Annotated in this window: 18 protein-coding genes; 5 read left to right on the forward strand and 13 right to left on the reverse strand. The window is 38.6% G+C overall.

Annotated elements, in window-relative coordinates; all coding sequences use genetic code 11:
- Positions 1-66: 66 nt before the first annotated feature.
- The gene (locus ACH0AK_RS07820; protein ID WP_499796842.1) at positions 67-1,266 is read left to right on the forward strand and encodes a toxic anion resistance protein; all 1,200 of its coding nucleotides are present in this window, start codon (positions 67-69) and stop codon (positions 1,264-1,266) included.
- A 64-nt stretch (positions 1,267-1,330) separates the two neighbouring features.
- Here the strand turns inward: ACH0AK_RS07820 and ACH0AK_RS07825 are convergent, their stop codons facing one another.
- The 4 genes from ACH0AK_RS07825 to sapR all read right to left on the reverse strand — a co-directional run bounded on the left by ACH0AK_RS07825 (position 1,331) and on the right by sapR (position 5,669).
- Positions 1,331-2,710 carry an APC family permease gene (locus ACH0AK_RS07825; protein WP_019724164.1) on the reverse strand — a complete coding sequence of 460 codons (1,380 nt, stop codon included), beginning with the start codon at positions 2,708-2,710 and terminating at the stop codon, positions 1,331-1,333.
- A 43-nt stretch (positions 2,711-2,753) separates the two neighbouring features.
- A complete protein-coding gene (locus tag ACH0AK_RS07830; RefSeq protein ID WP_019724165.1) occupies positions 2,754-3,620 on the reverse strand; it encodes a GRP family sugar transporter in 867 nt (288 codons plus the stop codon).
- 331 nt (positions 3,621-3,951) lie between these two features.
- Positions 3,952-4,977, reverse strand: coding sequence for a two-component system sensor histidine kinase SapS (gene sapS, locus ACH0AK_RS07835; protein WP_010736205.1), 1,026 nt, complete (start codon positions 4,975-4,977; stop codon positions 3,952-3,954).
- Positions 4,978-4,994: 17 nt separating this feature from the next.
- Entirely contained in the window at positions 4,995-5,669 is a 675-nt protein-coding gene (gene sapR / locus ACH0AK_RS07840; protein ID WP_010736206.1) for a two-component system response regulator SapR, read from the reverse strand.
- A 623-nt stretch (positions 5,670-6,292) separates the two neighbouring features.
- On the opposite strand from sapR, the gene ACH0AK_RS07845 reads away from it, so the two are divergent.
- Positions 6,293-7,123 (forward strand): manganese catalase, encoded by an 831-nt coding sequence (locus ACH0AK_RS07845; RefSeq protein ID WP_010736207.1) that lies wholly within the window; start codon positions 6,293-6,295, stop codon positions 7,121-7,123.
- 50 nt (positions 7,124-7,173) lie between these two features.
- On the opposite strand, the gene ACH0AK_RS07850 is transcribed toward ACH0AK_RS07845, so the two are convergent.
- The 3 genes from ACH0AK_RS07850 to ACH0AK_RS07860 all read right to left on the reverse strand — a co-directional run bounded on the left by ACH0AK_RS07850 (position 7,174) and on the right by ACH0AK_RS07860 (position 8,734).
- Positions 7,174-7,380, reverse strand: a complete 207-nt coding sequence (locus ACH0AK_RS07850) for a hypothetical protein (protein ID WP_023519183.1) — start codon at positions 7,378-7,380, stop codon at positions 7,174-7,176.
- A 190-nt stretch (positions 7,381-7,570) separates the two neighbouring features.
- Positions 7,571-8,026: an arginine repressor gene (locus ACH0AK_RS07855; RefSeq protein WP_010736209.1), complete on the reverse strand. Its 456-nt coding sequence runs from the start codon at positions 8,024-8,026 to the stop codon at positions 7,571-7,573.
- A 57-nt stretch (positions 8,027-8,083) separates the two neighbouring features.
- Positions 8,084-8,734: a GyrI-like domain-containing protein gene (locus ACH0AK_RS07860; RefSeq protein WP_023519182.1), complete on the reverse strand. Its 651-nt coding sequence runs from the start codon at positions 8,732-8,734 to the stop codon at positions 8,084-8,086.
- A 209-nt stretch (positions 8,735-8,943) separates the two neighbouring features.
- On the opposite strand from ACH0AK_RS07860, the gene ACH0AK_RS07865 reads away from it, so the two are divergent.
- Both ACH0AK_RS07865 and ACH0AK_RS07870 read left to right on the forward strand, forming a co-directional pair.
- The gene (locus ACH0AK_RS07865; protein ID WP_010736211.1) at positions 8,944-10,326 is read left to right on the forward strand and encodes an MFS transporter; all 1,383 of its coding nucleotides are present in this window, start codon (positions 8,944-8,946) and stop codon (positions 10,324-10,326) included.
- A gap of 178 nt (positions 10,327-10,504) precedes the next feature.
- On the forward strand, positions 10,505-11,611 hold the full coding sequence (locus tag ACH0AK_RS07870; protein WP_023519181.1) for an NAD(P)/FAD-dependent oxidoreductase: 1,107 nt from the start codon (positions 10,505-10,507) through the stop codon (positions 11,609-11,611).
- 64 nt (positions 11,612-11,675) lie between these two features.
- Here the strand turns inward: ACH0AK_RS07870 and apf are convergent, their stop codons facing one another.
- The 6 genes from apf to ACH0AK_RS07900 form a co-directional block, all read right to left on the reverse strand.
- A complete protein-coding gene (gene apf / locus ACH0AK_RS07875; protein ID WP_023519180.1) occupies positions 11,676-12,284 on the reverse strand; it encodes an aggregation-promoting factor in 609 nt (202 codons plus the stop codon).
- Positions 12,285-12,661: 377 nt separating this feature from the next.
- Positions 12,662-13,828 (reverse strand): tRNA epoxyqueuosine(34) reductase QueG, encoded by a 1,167-nt coding sequence (gene queG / locus ACH0AK_RS07880; protein ID WP_023519179.1) that lies wholly within the window; start codon positions 13,826-13,828, stop codon positions 12,662-12,664.
- A 15-nt stretch (positions 13,829-13,843) separates the two neighbouring features.
- A complete protein-coding gene (locus ACH0AK_RS07885; protein ID WP_010736215.1) occupies positions 13,844-14,590 on the reverse strand; it encodes a hypothetical protein in 747 nt (248 codons plus the stop codon).
- Positions 14,591-14,863: 273 nt separating this feature from the next.
- Positions 14,864-15,799 (reverse strand): Mn/Fe ABC transporter substrate-binding lipoprotein EfaA, encoded by a 936-nt coding sequence (gene efaA, locus ACH0AK_RS07890; RefSeq protein WP_023519178.1) that lies wholly within the window; start codon positions 15,797-15,799, stop codon positions 14,864-14,866.
- Positions 15,800-15,830: 31 nt separating this feature from the next.
- Positions 15,831-16,688 carry a metal ABC transporter permease gene (locus ACH0AK_RS07895; protein WP_023519177.1) on the reverse strand — a complete coding sequence of 286 codons (858 nt, stop codon included), beginning with the start codon at positions 16,686-16,688 and terminating at the stop codon, positions 15,831-15,833.
- Positions 16,685-17,431 (reverse strand): metal ABC transporter ATP-binding protein, encoded by a 747-nt coding sequence (locus tag ACH0AK_RS07900; RefSeq protein ID WP_023519176.1) that lies wholly within the window; start codon positions 17,429-17,431, stop codon positions 16,685-16,687. The genes ACH0AK_RS07895 and ACH0AK_RS07900 overlap by 4 nt, the downstream gene beginning before the upstream one ends.
- 241 nt (positions 17,432-17,672) lie before the next feature.
- Between ACH0AK_RS07900 and ACH0AK_RS07905 the strand changes: the two genes are divergently transcribed.
- A complete protein-coding gene (locus ACH0AK_RS07905) occupies positions 17,673-19,043 on the forward strand; it encodes an amino acid permease (RefSeq protein WP_226076728.1) in 1,371 nt (456 codons plus the stop codon).
- Positions 19,044-19,151 lie beyond the last annotated feature (108 nt).

The raw sequence follows: 19,151 nt of genomic DNA on the forward strand, positions 1-19,151 counted from the left end.
AACACTTAGACATCGTCTGATTGTTTCGGGTACTTTTTCTAGCTTAATCGATAAGGAGGAATTTTAATGGAAAATAATCCACATGAACCAAAACACGAAGTAACCCCTGTAAATGATACTTTAGAAGATTTATTGAATAATCCTTTTTCGACACCCGTCGATAAATTGACTCAAACACAACAAAATGAAATCAATGCACTTCAAGAACAGCAAACTGCTGCTCGGCTGATTGATAAATTACCTGCTGAAAGACAAGAACAAGCCAAACAATTGGCTGAAAAAATCGATGTCACTGATTCTCAATCGGTCATCAGCTACGGTTCAGCTGCTCAAACAAAATTAGGTGAGTTCTCACAGTCGATGTTGAATCACGTGCAAGCACAAGATATCGGACCAGTCGGTGATTCATTGACTGAACTGATGTACCGCCTTCAAGAAGCAAATCCAGATGAATTACGTGCAGGAGAAGGAAATATTTTCCAACGCGTATTCGGTAAAGTCAAACAATCGATTTATGAAGTCACTGCCAAATACCAAAAAATCGGTGCGCAAATCGACAAGATCTCAGTCAAATTAGACAAAGAAAAAGATGGCCTATTAAAAGACAATCTGATGTTAGAACAACTTTATCAAAAAAATAAAGATTATTTTGATGCGTTGAACATTTATATCGCTGCTGGCGAATTAAAAATGGAAGAATTACAGACAAAGATCATTCCAGAAGCCATGCGAAAAGCAGAAGAAACAGGGGATCAAATGGATGTACAGATCGCCAATGATTATACACAGTTTCTTGATCACCTAGACAAGCGCACTCATGATCTACGCTTAGCCAGACAGATCACGATCCAACAAGCGCCACAGATCCGTTTGATCCAAAATACAAACCAAGCATTGGCAGAAAAGATCCAAGCATCGATTGCTACAGCCATCCCATTATGGAAAAACCAAGTGGTTATCGCATTGACCTTGCTTCGACAAAAAGATGCAGTTACAGCACAACGACAAGTTTCTGAAACAACCAATGATTTATTGAAGAAAAACTCAGAAATGTTGAAAATCTCTGCCATCGAAACTGCTAAAGAAAATGAACGTGGCATCGTGGATATCGAAACATTGCAAACTACACAAAATGATTTGATCGAAACGATCCAAGAAACACTTCGTATCCAACAAGAAGGAAAAGAAAAACGTCGTCATGCAGAAGTCGAACTTGGCCATATGGAAGAAGACTTGAAACAAAAATTACTCGATTTAACGCAATAACAAATAGAATGAAAAAACCTTGTATCAGCAATGCTGCTTGATACAAGGTTTTTTGTTTATCTTTTTATTTTTCGGTATTCATCTTACTGTGTTTGTAACCATAGCCAAAGTAAATCACTAGGCCGATCACCATCGTAATCCCAAAGACTAACCAAGTCACCGCTTGTAAACGTGACATCAAGACTAGACAAGATAAGATCGAAATGATTGGTAAAATCGGTACCAATGGTACTTTGAACTCGCCTGCTTTTGGTTTGCCAAACATTTTACGTAATTTCAGTAAGCCTAGACTAACTAACATTAGATAAGCCAATGCCATGATGTTCGTCAACTCTGCCAAGATATTCAATGGGAAGAATCCTGCGAAGAATAATGCGGCGATACCTGCTGCATACGTCGCTTTCTTCGGTGTGCGATGTTTCTTGTCGATTTCTGTCATGAACTGTGGTAACAAGCCATCTTTACTTACTGCAAATAATAACCTAGCTAATGAATACATCATGGAGATCGTCACAGTCAATAAGGTCAAGATCGCGCCAACGGCGATGATCGCTCCTACTGTACCATGTCCTACATAACGCATCGCGAATGCCACAGGATCATTCACACCTAATTCTGTATAAGGCACGATCCCTGTTAAAATCAATGTCACGATGATGTACAACACGGTTGCGATCAAGATCGAGCCAATGATTCCACGTGGTACATCTTTTTGAGGATTTTTTACTTCCTCCGCAGCCATCGCTACCGCATCGAATCCTAAGAATGCGAAGAAAACTAATGCTGCGCCATCTAGGACACCTTCAAAGCCAAATGGTGTGAATGGTTGCCAATTCTCTGGTTTAACAAAAAAGATTCCTACAATAATAAATAATGCAATGATTCCAAATTTCACATAAACCATCATGTTGTTCAATCGTAACGCTTTCTTCGCTTCCAAAGAAACAATGTATGTGACGAAAATCACAACAAGCACCGCAATTAAGTCGATGTATGTACCATTGGCTGGATTATATCCACCTGTTAGCGCCGTTGGTAAGCCAAAACCAAGACTTTCAATAAACCCTTGTACATAACCGGACCAACCTGACGCAACGGATGAAACGGCCAATAAGAACTCACCGATCAATAACCATCCAGTCAACCAAGCGGCAAATTCACCGAATACGACGTATAGATACGCATATGGTCCGCCAATCACTGGTACCCGCGAAGCAAATTCTGCAAAGCTTAGACCAGATAAAATCACAACGATCGCTGCTAAAACAAACGATAATGATAGTGCCGGACCTGCATTTTGGTTTGCTGCCACTCCTGTTACGACAAATATACCTGTACCGATGATCGCGCCAATGCCAAGCATGATCAAATCGGATGTTTTTAGTTCTTTCTTCATCTCACTCGTATGATTGAGACTGATTTCTTTCTTACGAAACAAATCCATTAAATTCCCTCCCCCTGATTTTTGAGTATATAAAAAAACAGCTTTACGCTGTTTTCATATACCCTAAAAGGATACCACCAAAAATAACTAAAAGGCAACCTACAATTACAAATATAAGCTCTTTTTTTGTCTTTTTCTCCCCTAAGATAAAAATACCACCTAGAGTTGAAATGATGATCCCCATTTGAGAAAGAGAGAAACCGACTGCTAGTCCTAATGACTTAACGGTCAATAGCATACATACGTTACCGATTCCCCATAGCAATCCACTCGCCATATTTTTCCAAACATATTGATCAACTTTTACTTTTCGGAAAGCAAAGAAACTTGCCCCTAAGATCATACCGATACTTTGCGGTAAAATAATCGACATCGCATCTAAATTCGCCCAGTTGACGATGATCGTATAGACACCATAACCTAAAGTAGAATAGATCAATGCTCTGAATCCTTTACCAAAATCAAGCATTTTATTATCTGTATCGACTTTTCCTTCATCATCTTGTCGAGCAGTCAAATACGCACCGCTTACAAGAAGAATCAGCGCTAAAATACCATAAACGTAATCTTTTGTTTGTGTCCATTCATGGAAAAAAACAGCGCCCGCAATCGTATTCAAAATTAATTGAAAACCAGTGGATAACGGCAATCCTACAGATACTCCCATGAATTTCATCCCATGAAACTGCCCATTTTGTCCGACACTCCACGCTAGACCAGATAAAAATCCAATCAATGTGATCCATGGCGTGATCGTTGGATTAACGATGAAAAAAGCAACGAGTGAAAAAAGAAATGCACCGATCGTCATTCCTAATGTTTGTTGATTGGCATCGCCACCGATCTTTCCACTGACTAAACCAATACTTCCCCACGCGACCATTGGGACTAATGCGATTAATAATTCCATAAACATTCTCCTTCTTTTAAATGTCACATGTTATAGAACATATCAACGAAAACGTTAACAACACAAGAGTTATTTTTTATTTCTCACTTTTTTCTAACTTAACTTCCTTGACGATTCTATGAAGTTCAATCAGTCACTAATAAATCATAAACAAAATCAACCGTTACCTCGAAAATTCTTCTACTTTCGGGGCAACAGCTGATGTATAACTATATTAAAACTTTTCCAATCATCATCTAAGGTCAACACACTTCTATCACAACCAAATTAGACCATGTTCAACCGGTAGTTCCTTCAGAAATACGCGTGAACATGTCGCAATCCCATTTTTTTAGCGTTCTTCTTGGTAAAAACTCAAGATAGGGAAAAACAAAGACATAGTCGTCCCTTCTCCTTCGATCGAGTCAACAGTGAGAGAAATCCCTAATTTTTCCGCAAGATTTTTAGCGAGGTATAATCCTAGACCAGTAGAGTGGGTTTTGCTCAGACGGCCATTCGCCCCTGTAAAGCCTTTGTCAAAAATCCGTCCAACATCTTCTTTCGGTATACCGATGCCTGAATCTTTGACAGAAAATTTTACGCCTTTTGTCGTCTTCTCGATCAATAGTTTGATCTCGCCTTCATCCGGCGTATACTTAATGGCATTACTAAGAATCTGTTTGAAAATAAAAGCCACCCATTTGGAATCAGTCAAAATCGTTTGATCTTCACCTATCACTTCATAACGTATTTTCTTTTGGATAAAATAATTTGCTTGGCTACGAATGACGGGTTGGATGATACTCTTGATACTGTATTCTTGGATCAAGTAGTCTCTTGAAAAACTATCCAAGCGCGCATAATACAATACTTGTTCCACATACTCATCGATTTTAGACAACTCATTTTCTAACAATGTATATTTTTGATCATCGATATCAAACTCGATCGATCGTACTAATAATTCTGAAGCCGCTACGGGTACTTTGATTTCATGGACCCATGAGTCGATATAATCTTTTTGATCTTGCTGGTTCGTGATGGCTTCTTGCATCACTTCCTGATGTTCACGTATCAGTTGATTGATATAGTCTTCTATCAACTTCTCTTCCTCTGTATGTCCACCATCTAAATAATTTTGCAAGGGAGAATTTTTTTGTAGATTTGCCAATTTTGCCCACCACCGACGTTTACTCAAGTAACAGACAAGTAAAAAAAAGATTAAGAAAACACCTTCGATCAATGTTAAGTAAGCAATCGTGGCCCAATCGACCGTTATATTAGGGGCTAACCACATCACAAAAATCGTCAATAAAATAAAAAATATCCAACCGACGATCAGCGACCATTGATCTTTCAAATACTTAAAAAAGTTCATAGTTGTATTTCATCCTTTCAGGGAACAATATACCCCTGGCCGACTTTTGTTTCGATATAATCGGTGATCCCTGCCTGTTCGATTTTACGACGTAAGCGATTGATGTTGACCGTCAGTGTATTGTCATCGACAAACCGTTCATCATCCCACAACGCACGCAACAATTTTTCACGAGTCAAAATTTTCCCGTGTTGCTTCATTAAAATAAACAACAAGCGATACTCATTCTTACTCAAATCGATCATTTCACCATTAATCTCCATACTGCCATTATCGACGTTCAACGTGATTCCATTATGGGTCATCATTTCACTCGACAACTCACCATAATTATATGAACGACGCAACAAAGCATTGATTTTAGCAATCAAGACATCGATTTGAAACGGCTTCGTCACAAAATCGTCTGCCCCCATGTTCATCGCCATGATCATGTCCATATTCGTATTACGACTTGAAATAAAAATGATTGGGACTTTGGAAATTTCTCGTATTTTCTGGCACCAATAATAACCATCAAACACTGGTAAATTGATATCTAAAAGAACAAGTTGTGGTTCTTCTTTCTCAAAATCAGCAAAAACCTGATTGAAATCTGACGTTCCATAGGTTTCAAATTGCCATTTCTCCAACTCTTCCATAATCAGCTGACGAATGATCTCTTCATCTTCCACTACCATAATTTTAGCCATGATATACCTCCGATGTTTTTCTTGTACTAACCATATCAAAGAAGCAAACATTCTACAAGTAACAATAGGTCGTGAAAGAAGCGATCAGCACTAAGGCATAAGCAAAAAAAAGCGAAAATGGCTCTTTCATTTTTGATTTTTTTTTGCTTAGGACCGAAGTGTTGCTTCTTGAACACCGTTTATCAGGTCGTGAGAAAGCCGGTCAGCTCCAAGTATTAAGACGGAAATTGAGAAAATAGCTTCTCATATTTTTTCAATTTTTGACTTAATATCGTAGGAGTTGGCTTTCAAACACCGTGGATCAGGTCGTGACAAAAGCGTTTTGACCTGAGACTTAAAAACAATCGTTCTTTGATGTGACCAGCTCTTCTTTCTCGTTACTTACTTTCTGTTAACAAAAATGAGAATACAATTGGAAATTATCAATAGTTATCATTTATAAACAAAAATATTTCATTGAGCTATTCCTAATATTTTCTTTTAACGAAGTCATTTTCACAGAATAAAACATTGATAAATCAACGTTTATAAAATAACTATAATATCTAGAGCGTTTTCTTTGAATTTTTTTCCATTACATATAACAATAGTAATGTATTAAAAAATGATTAGGAGGAGATTTGATGTTTAGACACCAAAAAGAATTACAGTTTGAGGCAAAACCAGATCGTCCGAATCCATTAATCGCAAAATATTTACAAGAATTGATTGGCGGACAGTATGGTGAAATGAGTGTAGCGATGCAATATCTTTTCCAAGGTTGGAGCTGTCGTGGAGAAGAAAAATATAAAGATATGCTGATGGACATTGCAACAGAAGAACTTGGACACGTTGAAATGTTAGCGACAATGGTTGCTCGCTTACTTGAAGATGCACCTGTTGAAGATCAAGAAGAAGCAATGAAAAAAGACCCAACGATTGGTGCGATCATTTCCGGCATGAATCCTCAACACGCTATTGTAGCTGGCTTAGGACCTCGTCCTGCGGATAGCGTTGGTAATCCTTGGAGTGGTGGTTATATTGTTGCTAGTGGAAATTTACTTGCTGATTTTCGTGCAAACTTAAACGCAGAATCTCAAGGAAGACTACAAGTGGCACGTATTTACGAAATGATCGATGATCGTGGCGTAAAAGACCTACTATCAGTTTTATTGGCTAGAGACAGTTATCATCAAAACCTTTGGGCAGCGGCTGTCAAAGAATTAGAAGAAACAGAAGGCGGTATTCTTGTTCCTACGACTTTCCCAAGAGAAGAAGAACGTAAAGATATTGCTTATGATTTCTATAACTTTTCAGAAGGTGACGAAAGTAGCGAAGGTTCTTGGGCAAAAGGTAAAGCTTTAGATGGTGAAGGGGAGTATCAATGGTTGGAAGAACCTAAGATCGAAGGCAAAGCACCTAAATTAAAACCGGTAACACCTAAAATGTACGGTACCCCTCCCAAAAAAAAATAAATGAAAATTAAAAACTGATGCCCTATATTAATGGGCATCAGTTTTTTCTATTATTCTATCAACAATATTCCGTCTTCGACGATCTTACCAAAAAATAGGAAAATACTACTGGTGAACAACAATGTCATGTTCACACCAAAATAGATCGCAATTTTTTCTAGGTAATTTTTGATTTCTTTTATTTTAATGTACATAAATGCCAAAAAATTGACGCCGTAAACTAAAATCGTCAGAAAAATGATCATGTTTGTCATCACTGGACTGCTCGCCCCTCTTTCACTGTATACTTGTTCAAATTGATTGGAGCTTTAGAATGATCCAGATTGTAAAGACACCCTTCCAATCATTACGTACCATTCTTGCAAGTCCAGTATCCATGGAATTTAGTACGATTTACACAACGTCAATAAGTTTAGCGCTTCCATTGATCATTAGACTAAACGTGAGCTATTCTCTCATTTGCTCTAATTTTTCAGCGAAAGCCTGGGCTTCTTCTTCTGTGCGACAAATAATAATGAACGTATCAACGCCGGCAATCGTCGCAGCCACTTCTGGATAATCAACTTCATCTAACCAGTTTGTTACCACATCCGCACCATCTTTTTCTGTTAAGACAACGATCATGAATTGAATCCGTTGAATTCGTAATACTTCTCGTTTGACCGCACTTCGCAAGCGATCTTCCATCAAAGAATCCGCTTGTTGATTGAATAACGCATAGCGTATTTGTTTATTCTCATCTTGGATTTTCACAAGTTTCAACTCACGTATATCTCGTGAGATCGTTGCTTGCGTTGCATTGACCCCATTCATCTGCAAATGATTCAATAATTCCTCTTGCGTACCGATGGCATGCTCAGTAATCAATTGGCGAATCAATGATTGTCGTTGATTTTTTTTCATACAAAAAACACCTCTTCGTATCTATTATAGCAAAAAAACAGGGAATCTTTCTCTCTTTTAGTTGATGTCTGACACTTCGACTGATTTGTCTTGTTCAACGGTTACTCGCAAAATCGTCTTTAATTTTTCTGGTGCCGTCCTTCTGGGATCACTCATATAGATTTCTTTATGCTCTTTTGAAGTTCGGCGATAGCCTTTTTCCTTGAGAGATAAAGCCAACTTTTCAAATGTTTCTGGTTCATCGTCGTAGGAACCAATGTGTAAGATCTGCGCCACAAGGCCTTCTTCAATCGTCTTAAAAACGAGCTGACTAGCTAGGTCTTCTGGAATTTTGGTTTTGGCTCGTACTAACGCCTCTGCAGCAACTTGAGGAGTCACAAAATCCGGTTGCTTGATCATCAACTGATAAGAAAAATGCTCTTTTAACATCACTGGTTCGTTCAAAAATTTTTCTTGCAGTCCCCACTGACCTTCTAAAGGATACACAGTATAGGGGGAGTAATCAGGGATCAGCCAATCATTTTTAGGTGCCATTCGGATCGTATAGCTAACAGCATACAAACTACCTACACGACGCTTAAATTCTTCTCCATTTGGATCACCTATTCCGTTGATGCAAAAAAAATTTTGAGCAGGGAGTGTGATCAATTGCGGTTTCTTTGACATACGATAACTAGGGTCGGTTTTTCTCCATTCGATTTTTTCCATAGGCCCTCCTTGTTTTCTTCTTCACTACTATCATAACTCTTTTACATTGGATTGGCTAATCTGGTTGACACTATTTTTAGACTTGTGCTAGAATAAGCCGAACGATAAATCGTACAGATAACACGCCTAGCGTGTCGAGAGAGAGGCGGTTTCTATTTTCGAATAGAAATCTCTCTCTTTTTTTACGAAATAATTTAGAGGTGAAAAACATGCAAAAACAAAAACAACTACAATTAATTCCTGCTGTACTTGCCACAGGGATCATGTCATTTGCAGGTGTTTTGATCGAAACCGCAATGAACGTGACCTTCCCAACGCTGATTCAGGAATTTCAAATCAGTACCTCCCAAGTACAATGGGTAACAACCATTTACTTATTAATGATTGCGATCATTGTGCCACTTTCAACTTATCTGACAAAAAACTTTAGCCTGCGTACTCTTTTCTTGAGTTCCAATTTACTATTTATTGCTGGTTTATTGGTCGATTACTTTTCCCCTACCTTCTTGTTACTGCTTTTAGGACGGGTACTCCAAGGTGCTGCGACAGGGATAGCCTTGCCATTGATGTTTCACATCATCTTGACTTTTGCTCCTATGGGAAAAAGAGGAACGATGATGGGTCTTGGTACTTTAACAACCGCCATTGCACCAGCGATTGGTCCTACGTATGGTGGGATCTTAACTGCTAATTTCTCATGGAGTCATATTTTTATCTTTCTATTGCCAGTGTTACTCCTTTCACTTGGGATTGGCTTATACGCGATTCCTAAATTTAAGGTGGAAAAATCTGGTCGCTTAGATTTACTCAGCGTCCTTGGTATTAGTCTGATGTTCAGTGGAAGCTTAACTTTTCTAAGCATGTTCAGAGACTGGATTGGCTGGGCATCCTTAGTCATCGCCATTTTAGGATTCATCCTTTTCTATCAACGAACAAAAAAAGCCGATCATCCGTTGATCCGACTTGAAATTTTTAAAAACCATACGTTTCGCTTATTCTTATTTAGCTTTTTAGTTTATCAATTTTTATTACTTGGTGTTTCTTTTGTCCTACCGAACTTTGTCCAAATCGTCCAAGGGAACAATGCCTTTGTCGCAGGTTTAGCTATGCTTCCAGGTGCAACGATTGGTGCCCTGTTATCACCTTTTTCAGGAAAGCTACTCGACCAACATGGACCTAAAAAACCAATTTTCATCGGTCTCTTGTTTTCACTTGTTGGCTGGACTACCCTTGTCCTGATCTTAGGTCATGCATCATTAGGTTTTTTGATTGCCTGTCATTTCTTCTATATGATCGGTATTGGTTTGTCTTATAGCAATATGATGACTACTGGAATGAATGCTTTATCGATGGAATTACAAGGTGATGGCAACGCCGTATTCAATACGTTGCAACAATTTTCTGGCGCTGTCGCTACTACGTTGGTGGCTGTGATCATCAACTTTTTCCAAGATCATCGTTCAGATAGTTATGAAGCAGCAACAACGTTAGGATCAAAAGTTGCTTTAAGTGTCCTACTTGGCTTGTTGATCATTAGTTTGATCCTATTTATCCGCTATATGGTGCAAAAACCTAAGCAAATACAAAATTAATAGATAAGGAGGTGTGAGAGAATGAAGCTCACTCCTCCTTGTTTTTTTTGTCTCTAACTTTATCAATAATCAGTTTTCACCATACAATCGTTCGGATGAAATAGAAAAAAATCCTTGGATAAAATATTGTATCTCTAATGATTCTATGAGATGGTAGATAAGTAAAGGAGGTTTTTCTATGGAAAAAATTGCTATTATCGGTGGTGGCATCATCGGTATGACATTAGCCAACTATTTAGACACCTCTAAATTTGAGGTGACCTTATTTGATGCAAAAGAAGGACAAGCTACTCGCGCTAGTGCAGGCATCATCTCGCCTTGGCTTTCAAAAAGACGAAATAAACAGTGGTATCAGTTAGCAAAAGATGGTGCGGCTTTTTTCCCAAAACTAATCCAGGATCTATCACTTGATGATTCCATCTATAAACAATCCGGCACACTGATTTTTCGCCAAAAAGAAGCTTTGGAAGATCTTGCTGCACTTGCCGAACAACGAAAGAAAGACGCACCTGAAATCGGCGATATTTCGCTGTTACAAGCTGAAGAAACAGCCAAAGTTCTCCCATTGCTAAAACCAACACCTGCTTTATTTGTGACTGGAGGGGGACGTTTAGACGGTCATGCCTATCTATCTCACCTTGCCACACGCTTGGAGAAACAAATGGTCAAAGTAATCTCTGAACGTGTCCAGTTACGCAAAGAAACCGCACACTGGGTCATCTCTGGTACTTTTGGACAACTTGACTTTGACCGAGTCATTCTAGCGCCTGGCCCTTCATTGAAGCCGTTACTGGAGCAGATTGGCTTTCATGCTGATATTCGTCCACAAAAAGGACAGCTGATCGTTTTTCAAACACCTTATGCGAACAGCCAAGAATGGCCTGTTGCCATGTTAGAAGGGGAAGCCGATTTTATCCCATTCAACGATGGGACTATACTAGTTGGCGCAACCCATGAAAATGATGCGGGTTGGGATTTGGTTCCTACCGAATCTGCTTATCAGCAATTGATAAAAAGTACAGTACCATTTTTAGCTGAACCCGATCAACTTGCTACATGGAAACACACCATGCGAGTAGGCACACGGGCGTACACCTCCGATTTTGCGCCGTTCTTTGCACCTGTTCCAGATGAACCAAGCTTGATCGCCGCAAGTGGCTTAGGCTCCTCTGGTTTGACTACTGGCCCTTATATCGGCTATTTGATTGCAGAGTATCTCAACACAGGCATTTGGCGAGGCGACCATTATCAAAAATCAATCGATACGTACCTTTCAAGATTATAAAAGAAGTAAAAAAAGAGGCCTACTTGCGTAGCCCTCTTTTTTGGATTCATGATTGATGGTTATCTTAGTACCAACCGTTTGCTAACCAGAATGCTTTTGCAGCATCCCATGAACCATAGCGTCCAGCAACGTATTCTTCTACAACACGTTCTTGGTTCGCTGGTGAGTAGTCACCGTTCAAATATGCTGAATCTAATTGGTAACGTCCGATGTAACGGCCGTTTGTTGCAGTGTAAGAACCACCTGATTCTTTTTGTGCAATCCATTCTTTCGCAGAGTTGCTGTTTGTTGTTACAGTAGTTGTAGCTGGTGCTACTTCAACTGTTTCAACAGGCGCAACGTATGTATATTCTTGCGCTGGTGTTTCTGTTACTACAGGAGTTTCTACTTTTTCAGTTGTTGGTGCTACTTCTGTTGTTTTTACTGATGAAGCGTCAGTTGGAATTGTTAATTCTTCACCAACGAAAATGCGGTTGATATCGTCAATCGAATTTTGCTCTGCAATAGCTTTGATCAGTGAATTGTCACCTGCAAATTTTTGTGAGATTTTAGATAATGAATCTCCAGCTTTTACTGTATAGACTTCATCTGCATGAGCAGTAGTCCCTACAAACATTGCAGTTGCTCCAGCGGCAACAGTTGTCCCCAAAACGATCTTTTTAATTGAATTCATAGTAAGCTCCTTTTTTTCTCTTTGATTTGTTTCAACGTCACTAACTTTATCATCTAGAAATATTTCATAGGTGAAAGAATTATGACATTTAATGACAAAATCGTCACATTTTTAATATTTGTAATATTTGATTTTCCGAAAAACTAGGACTAAAGTCGTAGAAGCTTTATAAATCAACGTTGGAATCGTTTTTCAATCCTTTCACAGAAACTTTAAAAAAACTTACATTCTGTAATATTTAGAATAATTTTTTTTCAATTTATTGTATTTTTCTGCGAAATTCTTCTCATTTTCCCAAAAATTGATGCAATAAACACAAAAAAACCAGTAATTGTTACAACAATTACTGGGAAAAATGACGTATTCGAGTAAAAAAGTCATTTTTTAGGAGTTTTTTTCTTTTGTAACAATTGGATTGCTTGGTTCATTTCATGGATTGCTTCTTCGTCTGTTTCTTTTTCCAGTGCGCAACTTAATACTTCTTGCCATTTTTCAGGATCTTTGATTCCTAACTTACCGATTGCCCACGCTGCTGTCCCGCGAATCACTGGACGAACATCACTTAGACACTCTTCAATATGAGGCAAAGCGGCACGTTCTCCTAAATTGGCTAAGGCAATCAGCGCATTTCGTTGAAGAGGTTTCCTTCCACGCCATGAGCCAGCCAAATGACCGTATTGCTGTTTAAATTCTTTATTAGAGATCGTTAACATAGGCGTGAGTTTCGGATAGACTTCGTCTACTTTTGGTTCCATTTCTGGATGAAAGTGAAAATCTTTCCCTCTATTATAAGGACAAACCAACTGACAGATATCACAACCATAAATGACGTTGCTCATCTTCTTTCGATACTCCTCTGGCATCATGCCTTTTGTCTGCGTTTGATAAGACAAACAGCATTTAGCATTCATTCGCCCATCACCTAAAAGTGCATCCGTTGGGCAAGCCGTCACACAACGCGTACATTCGCCACACCCAAAGACACCAGGAGTATCTGGTTCTAGGTCGATATTGGTCACGATCTCACCTAAATAGACAAACGAGCCAAATTCCTCTGTGATCAATAATCCGTTTCGACCGATAAACCCTAATCCAGCACGTTGCGCCACAGCTACGTCGATCAACTCACCTGTATCTACTTGCGGCGCCAAGCGCCATTCTTCTTCCTTTTGCCAATGTGTCGCTCGTGACTCAATAAATGAAATCAATTGTTGCAGACGATCCCGTAAGACATCATGATAATCGATGCCCCAAGAAGCACGAGCAAACTGTCCACGCTTTTCATCTCTAGGCATCTTTTCATGGATCTTTGTCGGATACGCTAAAGCAATTGCAATAATTGATTTCGGCCGATCAAACGTCATTTCCGGATATAACCGTTCATCGATATTAGGGTGTTCAAATCCAGAAGTATGTCCAGCAGCTTTTTGTTCTACCAACGATTCTTTCAAATGATCAAATGGCTCTGCTGTAGTAAACCCGATTTTATCAATCCCGATTCGCTTACTTTCTTGAATGATTTCTTCCTTTAATGTTAGTGCCATCATTACCACCCTCGATCAGACACGACTATATAATCCGTAATATAATCGTTCTTTTTTCAATTGAACGAATTGGATCTGTTGATCTGGGATTTTTCTTTCTTCCATCCAACGATTTCTAGCAGCAAATACTTCCCAGAAATTCACGGATACCCATTTTCGACGTTGGTCTAATGCATTGAAAAAGTTCAACGAAACAGGTTTGGTGTGGAGTAGTTCATGTAAACGTAGTTGTTCTCTTGCTGAGAACTCAGATAGATCCCGTGAATAAACAACATCTTCGTATAGATTTTTTTGTTGCCCATAAGTGAACGTTTGTGGAATTTCTCCTGGACGAGCAATTTCTACTAAACGATTATAATACGTATTCATTAGTTTGCTATTTGCAATAAATGCACTCTTGAAAAATGCGGATTGGATTTTTGGAATCACACCCTCTGTCCCTATCAAAGAAAACAACGCGGGCCATGCTTGAACCTTTAGTTCGTTCTTTTGTTTGACTAATACGCCAGGAGTAAAACCGACGGATGAAAGAAAAACAAAGTAGCCAATGCCTGTTTCTTCATCTAATGGCTGAAAATCATCAAATAACCATTTTCCAGGGTATTCCTCTGTTTCCAATTCTTCTGGGCTTGCTATGAACGCTTTCGCCATTTCTGCTTCAAGAAATAGGAGATCTTGATCTTTCTCCTTATTTTCTAGTTGGTTGATTTTTTTTGTTATTTCTTTTGCAATCAATTGTTTGTCTTTGCTAGTAAAATTCATAGCTTCACCTTCCTTTCCTCTCTTTTAACTATAACGGAATTTCACTAAAATTGGTATCTTTAAAACAATAAACGAACGAATTTTTATTTGTATAAATTGCGGAAGCATTAGTCCTCACGTCTCCAAAACTGACCAAACGGAAGGAATAGAAGGACTCTCTTCAAAAACAAAGCGCCATCCACAAAAATTTAAAGAACAATTTTCGTGGATGACGCCTTATTTATCGAGGCTACACACTTTTGCCTCTTTTTAGATTATTAAATCGATTAGTGATTATTTCTTTTCTTGAGATAGACCATCGTGGATCGTTTCGATGTTCCATTTCATCATTCCATAATAAGAATCACCAGTTTCTCCTTCTTTTGCAATGGAATCAGTGAATAGCTCATCATAGATTTCAAGGCCTGTTTCACTTGCGACACGTTCCATGCTTCTCGGATCAACACTTGTTTCCACAAATAAGACTGGAACATCCGAAGTACGAACTTGGCTGATGATCGACTGCATTTGTTCAGGTGTACCTTGGCTTTCTGTGTTGATTTCCCAAATATACCCTGCTGGTAGATCGTATGCTTGTGAGAAGTATCTAAAAGCTCCTTCACTTGTTACTAATAGTTTTTTATTGTCTGGGATCGATCCGAAACTCTCTTTCGCTTGTTTATCTAATTCTTTCAATTTTTCGATATATGCATCTGCATTTTCTTCATATTGCGGAGCATGGTCTGGGTCTTTTTCGGCAAAGATGCGTGCGATTTCTTGTACATATTTGATTCCGTTTGAAAGATCCAACCACGCATGTGGATCTGCTTCTGTCTCTGATTCTCCACCGGTCAAATAAAGTGGTTCAACTTCTTTACTTACTGCAAAATAGTCTTCATCTTCTTTTTTATTTGCCGTATCCATCAAGTTTTCAAACCAAGCATCCCCTGTTTCCAAATTTAACCCATTGTATAAGATGACATCAGCATCACTTGCTTTTTTGATATCTTCTGGCAATACCTCGTATTCATGTGGGTCAGTTCCAACAGGGACGATACTATGCACATCGACATGTTCTTTTCCAACTTCTTTCGCCATGTCGGCGATGATCGAATTTGTTGCTACGACGGTCAGGTTTTCTTCTTTCTCTTCTGCTGCGGAACTGCCACAACCTGCAAAAATAAATAAGACAGCTCCCATTAACCATAAGATATTCAGTTTATTTTTCATGTACATACTCCATTTCTATTCGTTAGATTTTTTACGACTCGGCATTTTTTTTCGTTTTGTTTCTTGAAAAAATAATCCCTTTAGTCGGTGAAAATAAAAAGGCCAACGTAAAGAATACTGCACTGGTCAACACGATGGTCGCCCCAGAAGGCCAATTATAACTATAACTATAAAACACACCGATGATCGCACTTAACACGCCGACTGTTGCCGAAATAAAAATCATTTTTGCCAATCGATCGGTCAATAGGTATGCAGTTGCTGCTGGTGTGATCAACATCGAGATGACCAAAATCGTTCCTACTGTTTGTAAACTCACAACGGCAACCAGTGTTAAGAAGAACATCAACAAATAGTGAACAAGTGTCGTATTCAACCCATAAGCTTTTGCCATCATCGGATCAAAAGAAGTGATTTTCAGTTCTTTATAAAAAATAAATACAAACAATAAGACGATCCCACTCACTATGGCAGTCATCAACATATCACTTTCTCTAACTGCTAAAACATTTCCAAATAAGATATGGTACAGATTAGTTGCACTTTGAGCAAAAGAAATCAAGATGACACCTAATGCAAAGAACGAACTAAAAACGATCCCAATAGCTGTATCATTTTTCAAACGGCTACGCTGTGTGACAAATCCGATTATGCCAGCTGTCAACATCCCAAATGCAGTGGCCCCTAGAATGTAACTAAAACCAAACATATACGAAATCGCGACTCCAGGCAGTACCGCGTGAGAAATCGCATCCCCCATCAAAGACATCCCTCTCAAAATAATAAAAGAGCCAATCACCCCTGAAGCCAATCCAACTAACATAGATGTAATCAATGCATATTGCAGAAATTGATAATCCATTAACCCCTCAATAAACGATTGAATCATTTTTCCATTACCCCTTTAACTAATTGCCCAATGATCTCCCCATAAGCCAACTGTAGATTTTCTGAAGTAAATACTTCGTCAACTGATCCAGCTGCAATCAATTCTTTATTCAATAAAATTACTTCATCAAAATAGGCTTCGACTTTGTGCAGATCATGATGGACGATCACAATAGTTTTCCCTTCATTTTTCAGTTCATCCAAAATAGCAAAGATTTTTCTTTCACTGACCGCATCGATCCCAACAAATGGTTCATCTAAAAAAATCCATTCTGCGCCTTGAGCCAAGGCTCTAGCAATAAATATCCGCTGTAATTGTCCTCCAGATAATTCACTGATTTGTCGATTTTCATAATCTGTCATGTCCACTTTCGCTAAGGCTTGTTTTGCTCGTTCCTTTTCTTTTTTCCCAGGACGTTGCCCCAAGCGCAAGGATGGATAGGTTCCTAACAAAACTACCCCTAATACATCGATCGGAAAAGAAAGATCCAGCTCACTACGCTGTTCGACATAGGCAATTTTTTTGCGAATCGTTTTTATGGAGCGACCGTCGAAAGTGATTTCTCCGGAAATTTTAGGAACTAATTCTAATAAAGCTTTCATAAAAGTAGATTTCCCAGCGCCATTCGGTCCAATGATCCCTGTAAATTTTTGTGATTGGATAACTGTTGATACATGATTTAATACTGTCTTTCCTTGATAAGCAACCGTCAAATCTTTAACGGATATTTCATTTTTAGACACCTCTTACCACTCCTTTTCGGTGTACCTAACTTTTTATTCAAACTTAGTTTAACTAATATCAAAATCATTTACAAGTGTTATAGCTAATTTTTTTGATTTTTTAGATTTTTCTCGCAATTTTTGAAAATTTTCTGTAAAATCACAAACAAGAGCTATAAAGTAATGGTCGTTATTTTGTTTGCTAGTTATAGAATAAACTTATTTTTTACTTTATCACTCAACTTAAAAAAGGAGTTTTTGTATGGAAGAAGAAAAATTAACTCGTAGTCTCAGTGCACGTCATATTCAAATGATTGCGCTAGGAGGAACGATCGGTGTCGGTCTGTTCATGGGTGCTTCATCCACCATCCGTTGGACAGGACCTTCTGTAATGGTTGCATATGCTGTAGCAGGCTTCTTTTTGTACCTGATCATGCGTGCATTGGGCGAGATGTTGTATTTAGATCCTTCTACCGGTTCTTTCGCTAATTATGCAAGTGAATACATCCATCCCGTCGCAGGTTATTTGACGGCTTGGAGCAATATTTTTCAGTTTATCGTGGTCGGTATCAGTGAAGTCATTGCTGTAGGGGAATATATGAACTATTGGTGGCCAGACTTGCCCCAGATCATTCCAGGAATCGTTGTGATCCTTTTCTTGATGTTCGCCAACCTTGTTTCTGTCAAAGCATTCGGTGAATTAGAATTTTGGTTTTCTACTATTAAAGTAGTGACAATTATTTTGATGATCATCGCCGGTTTAGGCATCATTTTATTTGGATTCGGTAACCATGGAGAAGCAATCGGGATTTCAAACTTATGGAAAAATGGTGGTTTCTTTACTGGTGGCGTGAAAGGATTCTTTTTTGCTCTATCGATCGTCGTTGCCTCTTACCAAGGAATCGAGTTGATTGGGATGACTGCAGGTGAAGCGAAAGATCCCCAAAAAACGATTGTAGACGCTGTCCAATCAACGATCGGGCGGATCTTGATTTTTTATATTGGGGCGATCTTCATCATTGTCAGCATCTATCCTTGGAATCAATTGAGCGAACTAGGATCACCGTTTGTTCAAACTTTTTCTAAAATCGGGATCACGTTTGCTGCTGGTTTGATCAATTTTGTTGTCATCACTGCTGCTTTATCTGGTTGTAATTCCGGTATTTTCAGCGCCAGTCGCATGGTATACACATTAGCCATCAACGGCAAAATGTCTAAAAAGTTTTTGAAACTTACACGTCATGGAGTGCCATTTTACCCAGTAGTAGCCATCTCATTTGGTATTTTGATTGGGTTGATTTTGAATTATTTGTTGCCCTTCGTCTACTCCCAATCACAGGATTTATTTGTTTTTGTCTATAGTTCCAGTATCTTACCAGGGATGGTACCTTGGATCGTTATTTTGATCAGTCAAATCAAATTCAGAAAAAAACATCGGATAGAAATGCTTGAACATCCATTTAAAATGCCCTTATCCCCATATACCAATTACTTGTCATTGGCCTTTTTGGCAGTGGTATTAATCTTTATGTTCATCAATCCCGAAACAAAAATCTCATTGATGATTGGTTTGATTTTCTTGATCTATATGACGGGTTACTATTTTGTACGCGAAAGAAAAATCAAGGAATAGTAGAAGAAACTATACAAAAAGAAGTCAGGACTGCGCGAACGTAGTCCTGACTTCTTTCAATCTATCACAACCTGATTGCACAACTGCTACTTACCAGGGACTAAATTT

This window comes from Enterococcus pernyi (assembly GCF_045371165.1).
Classification (GTDB): Bacteria; Bacillota; Bacilli; order Lactobacillales; family Enterococcaceae; genus Enterococcus_B; species Enterococcus_B pernyi.